This window comes from Alkalispirochaeta alkalica DSM 8900, from assembly GCF_000373545.1.
GTDB lineage: Bacteria > Spirochaetota > Spirochaetia > DSM-27196 > Alkalispirochaetaceae > Alkalispirochaeta > Alkalispirochaeta alkalica.
This window is the reverse complement of sequence record NZ_KB891698.1, coordinates 1-12412: the sequence shown is the minus strand read 5'-3', so window position 1 is coordinate 12412 and position 12412 is coordinate 1. Positions and strand designations below refer to the sequence as shown.

Annotated in this window: 11 protein-coding genes; 1 reads left to right on the top strand and 10 read right to left on the bottom strand. The window is 58.1% G+C overall.

From position 1 onward, the window contains the following. Positions 1-59 precede the first annotated feature (59 nt). Positions 60-704 (top strand): D-sedoheptulose-7-phosphate isomerase, encoded by a 645-nt coding sequence (locus B071_RS0104975; RefSeq protein ID WP_018526006.1) that lies wholly within the window; start codon positions 60-62, stop codon positions 702-704. A 142-nt stretch (positions 705-846) separates the two neighbouring features. Here the strand turns inward: B071_RS0104975 and iolG are convergent, their stop codons facing one another. From iolG to B071_RS0104920, 10 genes are all read right to left on the bottom strand, one after another. Further along, positions 847-1860: an inositol 2-dehydrogenase gene (iolG, locus tag B071_RS0104970; RefSeq protein WP_018526005.1), complete on the bottom strand. Its 1014-nt coding sequence runs from the start codon at positions 1858-1860 to the stop codon at positions 847-849. 92 nt (positions 1861-1952) lie between these two features. Beyond that, entirely contained in the window at positions 1953-2948 is a 996-nt protein-coding gene (locus B071_RS0104965) for an ABC transporter permease (protein ID WP_018526004.1), read from the bottom strand. Between the two features lie 46 nt (positions 2949-2994). Next, positions 2995-4512, bottom strand: a complete 1518-nt coding sequence (locus tag B071_RS0104960; RefSeq protein ID WP_018526003.1) for a sugar ABC transporter ATP-binding protein — start codon at positions 4510-4512, stop codon at positions 2995-2997. Between the two features lie 54 nt (positions 4513-4566). Next, the gene (locus tag B071_RS0104955) at positions 4567-5514 is read right to left on the bottom strand and encodes a sugar ABC transporter substrate-binding protein (protein ID WP_026244992.1); all 948 of its coding nucleotides are present in this window, start codon (positions 5512-5514) and stop codon (positions 4567-4569) included. Positions 5515-5890: 376 nt separating this feature from the next. Then, a complete protein-coding gene (locus B071_RS0104950; RefSeq protein WP_438829577.1) occupies positions 5891-6739 on the bottom strand; it encodes a PfkB family carbohydrate kinase in 849 nt (282 codons plus the stop codon). A 130-nt stretch (positions 6740-6869) separates the two neighbouring features. Then, positions 6870-7961 carry an ABC transporter ATP-binding protein gene (locus B071_RS0104945; RefSeq protein ID WP_018526000.1) on the bottom strand — a complete coding sequence of 364 codons (1092 nt, stop codon included), beginning with the start codon at positions 7959-7961 and terminating at the stop codon, positions 6870-6872. Between the two features lie 60 nt (positions 7962-8021). Beyond that, positions 8022-8732, bottom strand: coding sequence for a carbohydrate ABC transporter permease (locus B071_RS0104940; RefSeq protein ID WP_438829576.1), 711 nt, complete (start codon positions 8730-8732; stop codon positions 8022-8024). A gap of 176 nt (positions 8733-8908) precedes the next feature. After that, on the bottom strand, positions 8909-9763 hold the full coding sequence (locus B071_RS0104935) for a carbohydrate ABC transporter permease (protein ID WP_018525998.1): 855 nt from the start codon (positions 9761-9763) through the stop codon (positions 8909-8911). Between the two features lie 208 nt (positions 9764-9971). Beyond that, positions 9972-11174 (bottom strand): ABC transporter substrate-binding protein, encoded by a 1203-nt coding sequence (locus B071_RS0104925; protein WP_438829575.1) that lies wholly within the window; start codon positions 11172-11174, stop codon positions 9972-9974. A 360-nt stretch (positions 11175-11534) separates the two neighbouring features. Then, a complete protein-coding gene (locus B071_RS0104920) occupies positions 11535-12374 on the bottom strand; it encodes a sodium ion-translocating decarboxylase subunit beta (RefSeq protein WP_083914519.1) in 840 nt (279 codons plus the stop codon). Positions 12375-12412: the final 38 nt, after the last annotated feature.

Sequence of the window (12412 nt, the reverse complement as noted above, 5' to 3'; positions counted from 1 at the left end):
ACTTGTACCCCGCACCGCTCCTGCGATACCATGAAGGCCCTCGACGGGAGAAAAATACAATGAGCACTACCCAAGCTACACCGTCCCTTCACCACCTTCTGGAACGCTATCCTCTCCTGGCATCGCTCGAGGAGGATATACGGGCCGCTTTTTTCATGCTTGAACGCTGTTTTAGAGAAGGGTCAAAACTGTTAATTTGCGGAAACGGGGGGAGCGCCGCCGATGCCGACCACATCGTGGGCGAGCTCATGAAGGGGTACCTGAAACCCCGCCCTGTCCCGAGTCACATCAGGGAAGCACTGAAGAACACCAGCGGGAACCACGGGGAGTACCTCGCCGATCACCTCCAGGGAGCTCTTCCCGCTATTTCACTCACCGGTCATCCCGCTCTCGGGAGCGCTTTTTCCAACGACGTTGCGCCTGATATGATCTTTGCACAGCAGCTCTACGGCTACGGCCGCCCCGGGGACGTGCTCCTTGGGATCAGCACCTCGGGTAATGCTGTCAATGTGTTGAACGCCCTGCGTGTTGCACGGGCGTCAGGTATACAAAGCATCGGGCTGACCGGTGAGCAGGGGGGGGCCCTCGCCGAACTTTGCGACCTTGCCATCAGGGTTCCCGAGACGCTGACTCCCCGCGTTCAGGAGCTCCACCTGCCAATCTACCACTGGCTGTGTGAAGCTCTTGAGCAGTGTTTTTTTTGAAGAACCTTCATAGCGCCGAAGCAGCGGCTACCAGAAAAAATGGCGAGAGGTCGCAAGGGGGAACAAACGACCTCTCGCCCCGATTGTTTTAAAGCCCATTCTTTCAACCGGGGAGCTCCGGGAGCCCCGGGGTCCACGGGAATCAGAACTCCAGAAGCTGCCCTGTCTCGAAGGCTTCCTTGCAGCGATAGGCGATCTCGGTGCATTTGGTTCCATCGTAGACCGATACCGAGGGCTTTCGCCCCTCCCGGATGCAGTCCACAAACTCCTGAATCTCCCGCACATAACTGGACTCAAAGCGATCCAGAAAGTTGTCGGAGCATTCCCGGCGAACGCCGTAGGAATCGAGAACCTCCACCATGTTTTTCTGGGGCACCGAGGCGATCCTCAGGATCCCCGTGGTACCGATGATTTCGGTCTCCACGTTGTACCCGTGGGGCGCTGTCCGTCCCGCAAAGAGAAAAACCATGGTGTCGTTCTGAAACTTCATGAGACACGACACGTTGTCACCGTCGTTGTACTGACCGAACTCGGGGTGAGCGTAACAACCACCGATGGCGTAGACGTTTTGGGGCTCGCTGCCTACAAACCAGCGGGCCAGATCGATGTCGTGAACGGCCATATCCAGGAACTGCCCGCCGCTGTGGCCAGCGTACTTGATCGCTCCCTCAATGCAGCTTTCCGGATCCTGGCTATAGGAACGGAAGAGCACGGGTTTGCCGATCTCGCCGCGCATCACCTTCTCGTGGGCGTACATATAGGATTCATCAAAACGGCGCATGAAGCCGATCATGAAGACCCGATCGGGGTGAGCCTCCACGGCCCGTTCCGCTACCTTGCATTCCTCCACGGTGACCCCCAGGGGTTTTTCCGTGAAGACGTGCTTTCCAGCCTTCAGGGCCGCCTCGATCTGGGCGGTATGAAGTCCCGAGGGAGAGACCAGCACCACCGCATCGATCTCGGAATTCTGGATCATCTGGTCGAAGTCGGTATACCGCCAGGGGACTCCCAGCCTGTCCGCTGTCCGGGCCAGGAGATCCTCGTCCAGGTCGCAGAGGGCGTGCAATGACGCCCCGGGGATCTTGCTTGCGACGTTCTCGGCGTGGCGCAACCCCAGGCGACCCAACCCTACCGATCCGATTCGTATCTTTTTCATGCTCTTCCTCCGGTCTTCTTGATCCCTGCGGGCGCCTTGCTTCGCAGCAGAGACCTTGCTTCGTACCTGGCCCTTACTTCACAGCGGGCGCATTAATCCTTGCGGGCGTTTTTCCGCATGTCTATGATAACGGCCACGATGATGATCGCGCCCTCCGTGACCTGCTGCCAGTAGGCGTCGATTCCCAGGAGGGTAAAGCCGTTTCGCATCACAGCCAGAACCAGTGCCCCCACGAAGGCTCCCCAGATCGTTCCGATTCCACCGGAATGGCTCGTTCCACCGATAGTGGTGGCGGCGATCGCCGTGAGTTCGTACATCTGGGCCGCCCCGGGGTGTACACTCCCCACACGGCCGGCAAAGACCACCGCAGCAAGACCAGCCATGAGTCCACTGTAGGCGTAGATCATGATCAGGTTCTTGTCCACATCCACACCGGAGACCTCGGCGGCCGTGGCGTTTCCACCGATGGCGTAGACGTTCTTTCCGAACTTGGTGTTGTTCAGGAGAATCCAGCTCAGCACGATCGCTCCGGCGTAGACCAGGATCGGGATCGGGATCACCCCAAAGACGCGCCCTCCGATGACGGTCATGGACTCCAGGTTACTGATGGGGCGACCATTGGTATAGATCAGGGCGAAGCCCCGGGCGATCGTCATCATTCCCAGGGTAGCGATGAAGGCGGGTATCTTGGTCTTGGCGATGAAGAAACCGCTCACGGCACCGCAGGAGAGGCCGATCAAGAGCGCCACCAGAATGGGGATCAGCAGGGGAAGCTCTCCCAGGTTGGGGTAGTACTTGTTCGTTGCCAGGGGAGACTGAGCCAGACTCGCCGCTACGACTCCCGCAAAGGCCAGGATCGAACCAACCGAGAGGTCGATACCTTTGGAGATAATCACAAAAGTAAGACCCAGCGCCATGATCCCGAAAATGGAGGCCTGAGTAAGAATATTGAAGATGTTTGTTCGTCTGATGAAGTTGGGCTCGGCGAGAGTGAGACCAACAATCATCAGAAACAACACCACCACAATGCCGTATTTCTTTAACTTTTCCTTGACCCATTCAGTCTTTATTATTCCAGCGCTCACCATATGTGTATCCTCCAGTTATCGTGCGGGAACATCGTACCTGGCCTGTTCAGGCGGTTTCCTGGTTCATCGTGTTTGTTGCGTAGGCCATGAGCGTGTCCTGGGTGAGGTCGGGGGTGTTCTCCACGATTCCCGTGGCCACTCCCTTGCACATCACCAGAATACGATCGCTCATACCCATTACCTCGGGCAGCTCCGACGAGACCATGATGATGGTCTTGCCCTGTCCCGCGAGCTCGCTGATTAGCCGGTGTATCTCTGCCTTGGTTCCCACATCGATTCCCCGAGTGGGCTCGTCCAGGAAGAGAATGTCCGGTTGTGTCATGAGCCAGCGCGCCACCAGAACTTTTTGCTGGTTCCCGCCGCTGAGGAACATGATCTTTTGCTCCAGGTTCGGGGTCTTCACGTGGATGCTCTTCCGGTATTCCTCAGACTTCCGGGCAATCTTCTGTCCACTGAGCAGCTTTACCCTGTTCATGAACTGGCCCATGCTGGCGATGGTCATGTTAAATCTCACCGAGAGCATGGGGAAAATCCCCGAGGTCCGCCTGTCTTCCGTGAGGAGCGCCATGTTTGCCTTTATGGCATCCTTGGGCGATGAGATCTCTACTTCCTTGCCATCGATCAGAATGGTGCCCGAAGCTTTTTTGTAGATTCCAAAGATTGTCTGGATCAGTTCCGTTCGACCCGCCCCGACAAGGCCGGCAATTCCCAGGATCTCTCCCCTTCGGGCCGTGAAACTTACGTCCCGAAAAAAGCGGGCGTGGCTGAGGTTCCGCACCTCCAGCTTGACCTCGCCGATGGGACAGGGGGTTTTCGGAAAGAGCTCGTCCACATCACGACCAACCATCATGTTGATCATCTTCTGGACGGGCAGATCCAGTGTCCGCTCCGTTCCAATGTAGGTGCCATCGCGGTACACCGTTACCCGGTCGGTTATTTCATAGATCTCTTCGAGCTTGTGAGAGATGTAGATGATGCTTTTTCCCTTGTCGCGCAGGGCCCGGACGATCCTGAAGAGCTGCTGGATCTCCTTGTCTGTCAGCGCCGAGGTGGGTTCATCCATGATGATCAGTTTTGCGTCGTAGGAGACAGCCTTGGCGATCTCGATCATCTGCATCTTGGCTACCGAGAGGTTCTCCATCAGGGTACGGGGGTCTTCCTGAAGGTCGATCTCGGCGAGCACCTCTTGTGTTTTTCGGTACATGGCCTTGTGGTCTACCAGGCCGAATCTGTTCAGCGGTTCCCGGCCAAGCCAGATATTTTCCATGATCGACCGGTGAACAACGGGGCTCAGCTCCTGGTGGATCATGGATATTCCCCGATCCAGGGCCTTTTTGGGGGTGAACTCTGTTATATCTTCGCCCTTAAAGACGATTCTCCCTGAAGTTGGCGCCTGTATTCCAGCGATACATTTTACCAGGGTGGATTTCCCCGCGCCGTTTTCCCCCATCAGGGCGTGGATTTCTCCCGGTGCTACCTCCAGCGACACGTTGTTGAGCGCCAGGACACCGGGGAACTTCTTCACCACCCCTATAACTTCAAGAAGATTACTCTCTGCCGACATCGGTACTCCCTTTCACACACGGCGGGGAGGGGTCACCCCCTCCCGCCTATCTGCTTAGTCTATGAACTGGTCCAGGTTGTCCTGGTTGATCAGCACAAAGGGAACCCAGGTAACCTGCTCCACGGACTCGCCCTTCAGGATCCGGTGAGCAAGGCGCGCGCTTCCACCGCCCTGGCCGACCGAGTCCTGCAGAACTGTGGCGGCCAGGATTCCCTGCCGCACTGCCTCCAGCGCGTCGGGGATCGCATCGACACCCATGACGGGGACGTCGGTCCGTCCGGCGCTGCGCAGAGCTTCGGCAGCTCCCAGGGCCATCTCGTCATTGTTGGACAGGATCCCGTTCAGACGGTCACCGTAGGCGGTAATCCAGTTCTCCGTGAGAGACATTCCCTGATCACGCTGCCACAGGCCCGTTTCTTTTGCCAGAACCCGAATGTTGGGGAACTTCTCGGCGACTACTTCCTCGTTCCCCTCGGTGCGGAGAATTGCACCCTCGTTGTCGAGGCGGCCCATGAGAATTGCCACACCGCCTTCGCCACCCAGCAGTTTTCCCATCTCTTCCATCTGCATCCGGCCCGCCACGATCTCCTGGGAACCCACATAGTAGACGTTCTCCGGGGGAGTTTCGTCGCCAAAGGGGTTGCGATTTACAAAGATCAGGGGAACGTTTGCCTCACTGGCCGCGCGGATGATGGGGGTCATGGCGCTGGTGTCCACGGGAACCACGATCAGGGCATCTACCCCCTGGGTGATAAAGGTGTTTACCAGGTCCTGCTGCCGGATCACGTCTTCCTGGGCATCCTGGAAGGTGATCGACACATCGTCGACCTCGACAAAATAATCCCGGGCTGCGTCCATAACGTAGGTCTGAAACGTGTCGTTAAAGTTGTTGCACACGTACCCAACCATGTATCCGTCCCGTGTCCTCTCCTGTCCGCCTGCGGCGAATACCAGTCCTGTTGTGGCCAGCAGTACCGCCAGCACTAAACCAATCCTTTTCATTCCGTACCTCCCATCGTTTTTTCTCCGGTTCCATGAACCGGCTCGCGTCAGCCTGGAGGGCCCGCTTGAACGAGCCCCGTGCATTCGATTCTGTTTAACCTATAATCACATTGTCTGATCATATCATAAGCTGACTTTTGAGCGAGCGCAAGAAAAAAAACGGTCCGGAGCCTACTTTTTTTATTGTAGAACTCCGAACCGCTTTCTTCAAACCGATCAGCCCTTTCGGGAATGTCTGTTTTTCAGAGATGCCAGAACCGGGGCGGAGATGACCGCGCCCGAGGAGATAGATGACCGGGGCCTGCAGCGCCAGTGGCGTACAGGCCCCGGGGGGTCAAGTTGGCTGTATCAAGCTGGTTGTATCAGACCGCTTGCATCAGACGATGCGGTCCAGCACGTCCTGAACGGTTCCCCGGAAGACTCCGGGAGCCTCCATCTTGATGCTCACCAGGGCGGCCGCGTAGGCCAGGGCTTCTTTCCGGGGATGCGTGAGCTGGCGGGCCAGGTACGCGGCAAAGCAGGTGTCGCCCCGGCCGGTCCGACCCGAAAGATTCCGGGGGGTCAGGGGAGAGCGAAATCGCTCCCCGTCCCGGGTTGCGATAAGAACCTCCGTGTTGTGGGTGATCATTACTTCCCGAGCCCCCATCTCCAGGAGTTTGTCGGCGGCGACGTCGCGGTCGCTGGTCCCCGTGAGCAGTTCCGCCTCGGCGGCGTCGGTTTTCAGGAACTGGACATGGGGGAGATACTCCTTCTTGGCTTCCCAGTCCCGGAAGATCATGTCTCCCTCCCGGGAAAAGCGGACCACCCCCTGGGCGTCGATCGCCACGGGTGCCCGCTGGGCCAGATCCTTGATCAGCGTTTCGGGGATCTCTCCCACAAAGAGCCCTGCCAGGTGGTAGATTTTCACCGTGTCCTGCGGAACCTCTTCCAGTGTGAAGGGTGTGGCCGAGGAGAGAAGCGTCACCGTTCGCCGCTCGTGGTCCGAGGTCTCGTAGAGATTGTGGATCGAGGTGGTCTCGGGACTGTCCAGGACCGTTACGGTGGCACCGCACTCGTGAAGAATCGCGAGTTTTTCCTGATCCTCCCGGGATGCCTTGGTCACCACGTGAACCGAGGCTCCCGTGCGGGTTGCCGCAGNGGAGGAATAGATCACGGGTCCGCCAAAGACGCGCTGGACTCCTTCGGGATCTTCGATAATGTCCTTGGAAACGTGGCCAATCATCATAATGTCGTGCATGGTATCCCCTTTAAAAAAGGACGGGACCGCTGTCCCGCCCTGTGTTTAGTTTATTTTCCCCGGCCGGGGACTTCTCCAGTCCCGACCGGGGGCGTTCCGGCGTCTCGGGTCCAGAAACTCAGGTCCAGAGCAGGGAGAGGCCCGATTCGGGGTCGAAGAACTGAACTCTTTTCATGTCGATCTTCATGCCCACGTGGTCTCCCAGATGAACCGTCTCGCCCGGTGCAGAGAGGAACTGGAGGCGCTGACCGTCCACGTCGCACACAACCAGATTCTCCCGGCCCATGGACTCCACAAAGGTTACTGCCGCGTAGGCGTCGGAGGTTGCCTGGGGTTCAAGGAACACGTGCTCGGGACGAATGCCGAACTTCACGGCCCTGCTCTCACCGGAGAGTTTGGGTATCCGGTCCTGGGGAACCTCAAGTTCCACCTTGCCCCCCGCCAGAATCACCGTGGGTTTGCCCTCTTTCATGACGAACTCTGCGTCCAGGATGTTCATCGAGGGACTCCCGATAAACTGGGCGATAAAAATCGTCCGGGGGTGCTCGTGCAGCTCTCCCGGGGGAACGTAGGCCAGGAGGTTTCCGTCCTGCATGACCGCTACCTTGTCGGCCATGGACATGGCTTCTACCTGGTCGTGGGTAACGTAGACGCTGGTAATGCCCAGTTCGACCTGGAGACGCTTGATCTCTTCCCGCATGGACATTCTCAACCGGGCGTCCAGGTTGGAGAGGGGCTCATCGAAGAGGAGGAGCTTGGGTCGCTTGATCAGGGCCCGGGCCAGGGCCACGCGCTGCTGCTGGCCGCCCGAGAGCTGGGACGGCGAGCGGTCCAGAAGGTGCCCGATCCCGAGCATGTCGGCCACGCGCTTGGCTTCGCGCTGCATCTCGTCCTTGGGCCGTTTCTTGAGAACCAGCGAGAAGACGATGTTCTCGTAGGCGCTCATGTGGGGATAGAGGGCGTAGCTCTGGAAGACCATCCCGATATCCCGCTCTTTGGGCTGGAGTTCGTTTACCCGCACCCCGTCGAAGAGGATATCTCCCGAGGTGGGTTTGTAGACTCCGGCGATGTTCAGAAGGGTTGTTGTCTTTCCGCAGCCCGAGGGACCCAGAAAGGCAGCCAGTTCTCCGTGACCGACTTCCAGCGAGACATCCCGCACGGCAACGGCGTCACGGAAGGTTTTATTCAGGTTCACCAATTCCATTTTCATTGTTGTATCCCCTAATTCCTTTTCTTTCGTGTTAGTTGCAGATGATCATCCCGCAGGGGATCAACCGCCACCCTTCATGCCGCCGCCAAAAATTGTGAGGAGGTATTTCTGGGTAAAGATGTAAAACATGAGAATCGGCAGGAGCTGAAACAGCGCGACTGCCGAGACCAGGCCATAATCGATCGCTCTGTCCCCGCTGGTGAGCAGGTTCAGATAGGTGGACATAACCGAGGTTCTGTCGTCCAGCATGAAGGTGTAGGGAATGATAAAGGCACTCCACCCGTGCATGAAGGAGAAGATTCCCAGGGCGGCGATGCCCGGACGAATCTGGGGAATCAGAATCTGCCGCCACGTACGAAATCGGGAGCACCCGTCGATCAGGGCAGCCCGTTCCAGATCCCACGAGACGTTGTCAAAGAATCCCTTCATGAGCCAGATGCCCAGGGGCAACAAGAAGGAGATGCTCACCAGGATAACACCACCCAGAGTGTTGTATCCGAACCCCCCGATGATGGGTATTCCCCGACCGATCACGGGTATACCAGCGATAAAGCGGAGCACGAAAAAGATCGCGATCAGCAGGGTCACGCTGGGAAAGGCGTGAAGGACCAGCGAGAGGGACAGATAGGCCTTGCGTCCCCGGAAGGTCATTCGCGCCAGGGGGTAGGNAGCGGCACAGGAGATCAGAAGGATTCCGATGGTCAGCCCCGACGCCAGGATCAAGGTGTTTCCGGCCAGCCGCCACAACAGGGGGTCCCTGATAATGGTCATCCAGTGACGCATGGTGAAGCCACCAACGGGGCGCATGCCGTACATGTTCACACTGAAGGTACGGATGAATACCCAGAGATAGCCCAGAAGAATCGGCGCCGATATGACCAGAATCAGGGCGATCGGCACAGATTTGAAAAATAATGTCTTCGGCCTCATTATGTTATACCTCGTTTCTACAGCACATCGATCTTCGGTTCCTGCACCAGGTCATCGAACCGGAAGTACCGCATGTATACCAGCGAAAACACGAGCCCCACCATAACCAACATGGTCGTGATAGCCGCTCCCATGGCGTACTGAAAGTTTCCGTAGTAACTGTTCAGAGCCAGGTTGAAGGACCAGAGCGCCCAGACCTCGGTGTTGAAGTTCCCTCCCGTGAGAACCAGGATGTGTTCGTAGGAGGTCAGCAGCGAGAGCGTCTGGTAGGTGGTCACAAAGAGCATGGGCCATTTCAGCTGCGGCAGAATGATGTAGCGAATTCTCTGGAGGATCGATGCTCCGTCCACGAGAGAGGAGACCATTATGTCTTTTCGTATCGATTCTATTGCCGAGGTGAAGATGATCATGCCGAAGGAAGCACCGACGAATCCGTTCATGAGAACAATGAACAGGAAGGGATGCTGGGGTATCAAGTTAGTTGTTGAGCCGCCCAGGGGCGCCAGGATCATGGATGTGATAATCCCGTGAGGGGGCGCGGCAGCCATGATCTGCCACATGAAGGCGTAGACTACCACGGGGGTGATCCGGGGCAGCAACCAGACAGCGCGAAAGAAAGCACCGGCTTTTTTCGGGATGTGGGTCGTGATGAGCGAAATGACCAGGGCCATTCCAACGTTGAAGAACACCAGCGTGAACAGTACGTAACGCAGGGTTAACCAGAACTTCCTGATCGTATCGGGATATCCCAGAATGCGCCGGTAGTTGGCAAGGCCCGTCCAGCTCCACCCATCGAGTCCTGTGGTGGTACTCATATTGGTGAGGGAGATCAGAACTGTCAGCACAACCGGCAGGAAGTAGAATATCAGCATGATCAGTGCCGATGGCAAGAGAAACCAGAACCATGCCCGGCTCGGTTTTCTTTGGGTCCTGGCAGGAAAGATTTTTGACATCAACCCGCCCGGCGATTTGGAGGCTTCCATGTTTTTTCCTTTGGAATAAGATGTCGGCACCCCGCCCGCCCCCGGACGGGGACGGGCAGGATACCGCAAAGTTACGATACTCGCGTCTTGCCGAATCTTACCGGACGACGAGAGCGTCTCCCAGTTCATGCTGCAACCGCTGAACTGCTTCGTCCACACCCTGCTGGGGAGTGATTTCGCCAGCCTGTACCGACACCATGGTGCGGTAGACTACGTCGAACCACTGACCGTAGGAGGGATGGTTCGGGGCAAAGTAGTTGTAGTCAGCCATGTAGCTCACGTCGGAGAGGAACTCCGCCGCCAGGTACTCGGGATCATCCAGCTGAGAGTTCAGGATAGCTGTATGAGCACTGATCACGGCGTGGCGCGTGTTCAGGTCGGTGTCGGTCATGTGAGCCATAGCGCGGATGGCCAGATCCTGGTTGCTCCGACGCGTTGCCCGCTCGCTACACGCCATGTACACCACGGGGTGCGACAGCGTGACACCGGGTTCCCCGGGGATGCCCGAGGGCTGCAGCGCGTAGCCGAACTTCTCGAAGAGTTCTGCTTCGCCACCGGCAGCGTTGTTCACGGCCCAGCCAGCCCAGGACCAGACACCAGCGTTGAAGAAGAGCACATCGTGGTTCACAACGGTGTCGTGCCAGACGTCCCAGCTCGTACCGATGAAGTTCTCGGGAGTGATTCCCGTGGTCACGACACGGCGGTGGAAGTCAAAGAACTTCCGCAGGGGCTCGCGGCTGATCACCAGCTGATCGGTGTCAGCATCGTAGATCTCGCCACCGTAGGCAACGTAGAACTGGGTGAAGTCACCACCAGCCGAGGGCCGATGCCAGTAGCCGTAGCCCGGCTTCACCACACCCTGGGCGATCCCGTCCTGGGCCGTCTTGATCAGATCGTCCAGGGTGAACTCACCCGATCGGATCCGATCCGGCAGGGAACTGATCTCGGCGTCGCTCCAGCCCATTTCCCGCAACAACACCTTGTTGAAGTACATGGGGCGGGCTTCCGTGTCCTGGGGAACACCCCAGATCTTGCCGTTCCACGTAACGGAATCCCAGAAGGGCTCGATCACGTCGGCAAACTGGGGATACATGGCCTGGACCTCGGCAACGGAGTCAGCCACCGGNACGATNTACCCGGACTGGGCCCAGAGCGCCACGTCGGTGTGCCCCGAAACAACGATATCCGGAGCCTCTCCCGCCTCGGCAGAAAGGGCAAAGCGCCGCTTGAACTCGGTCCAGCCAGCGGGATCGCTCACCGCGTCGGCGACCAGGGTGATCTCCCGGCCTTCCTGGCGCATCTCCTCCTGCATTCTTTCCAGTGCAGTGATCAGGTTCAGCGCGCGATACCGGTCCGGCCCGTCGGGAGGAGCGTTCCCCGCCCACAGAGAGATGGTTACCCGCTCGGGGCCGGCATCCCTTTCTCCAGCACCACCGGCAAAAGCCATTGGAACAACCAGCGCAACCAGCAACGCACTAATCAGTGCGTTCATTAAACAACGTTTCATAATTACCTCCTATAAACGTATCATCACATTGTCAGATGTTCATGATAGAACGACATTTGGTATAAGGCAAGGAAATATTTTCCCTGTTTTTCCTGCCCTGCCTTCTATCTATCCTCTCCGACTTTCCTGGACCGGTCATCCCGACTCGCTATCCTAACCGGCAAGGGCGAGCAACACTCCTGCGGCCACGGCGGATCCGATCACACCGGCCACGTTGGGGCCCATGGCGTTCATGAGCAGGAAGTTCTTCGGATTCGCCTCCTGCCCCACCTTCTGCACNACCCGCGCCGCCATGGGAACGGCCGATACTCCCGCNGCACCGATCATGGGGTTTATCTTCTTNCCCGANACGAGGTACATGATCTGGCCGAGGCCCAACCCGCTGGCGGTGCCCACACTGAAGGCCACCACGCCCAGCACGATGATCANAAGNGTNCCCACCGTCAGAAACTGCTCAGCCGACATCTGGCTTCCCACNGCNACGCCCAGGACGATCGTCACAATGTTGATCANCTCGTTCTGCGCCGTCTTGGACAACCGNTCCACAACCCCGCTCTCNCGGAAGAGGTTCCCCAGCATCAGCATCCCCACCAGGGGCGTCGCCGCAGGAACAAAGAGCGCGCAGGAGATCGCCGTCACAATGGGAAAGACGATCTTCACCCGCTGCGGCACCTCTTTCACCTCGCTCATCACGATCTTCCGCTGCTCCCGGCCCGTCAGAAGCTTGATGATCGGCGGCTGGATCACCGGCACCAGCGCCATGTACGAGTAGGCCGCCACTGCAATGGGGCCCAGCAGATGCGGCGCGAGCTGCGAGGTCAGGTAGATCGCCGTGGGGCCGTCNGCTCCCCCGATAATCGCGATCGACGAGGCCTCGGCGAAGCTGAAGCCCAGCAACCGCGCTCCCAAAAGCGTCCCGAAGATCCCGAACTGCGCCGCTGCACCCAACAGAAAGGTGTAGGGCTTGGCCAGAAGCGGCCCGAAGTCCGTCATCGCTCCCACACCCAAAAAGATCAGGGGCGGGAATATCC

Coding starts and splice junctions, on each gene's coding strand:
- B071_RS0104975 (WP_018526006.1), top strand. CDS start 60: ATGAGCACTACCCAAGCTACACCGTCCCTTCACCACCTTCTGGAACGC.
- iolG (WP_018526005.1), bottom strand. CDS start 1,860: ATGAAAAAGATACGAATCGGATCGGTAGGGTTGGGTCGCCTGGGGTTG.
- B071_RS0104965 (WP_018526004.1), bottom strand. CDS start 2,948: ATGGTGAGCGCTGGAATAATAAAGACTGAATGGGTCAAGGAAAAGTTA.
- B071_RS0104960 (WP_018526003.1), bottom strand. CDS start 4,512: ATGTCGGCAGAGAGTAATCTTCTTGAAGTTATAGGGGTGGTGAAGAAG.
- B071_RS0104955 (WP_026244992.1), bottom strand. CDS start 5,514: ATGAAAAGGATTGGTTTAGTGCTGGCGGTACTGCTGGCCACAACAGGA.
- B071_RS0104945 (WP_018526000.1), bottom strand. CDS start 7,961: ATGAAAATGGAATTGGTGAACCTGAATAAAACCTTCCGTGACGCCGTT.
- B071_RS0104935 (WP_018525998.1), bottom strand. CDS start 9,763: ATGCTGATATTCTACTTCCTGCCGGTTGTGCTGACAGTTCTGATCTCC.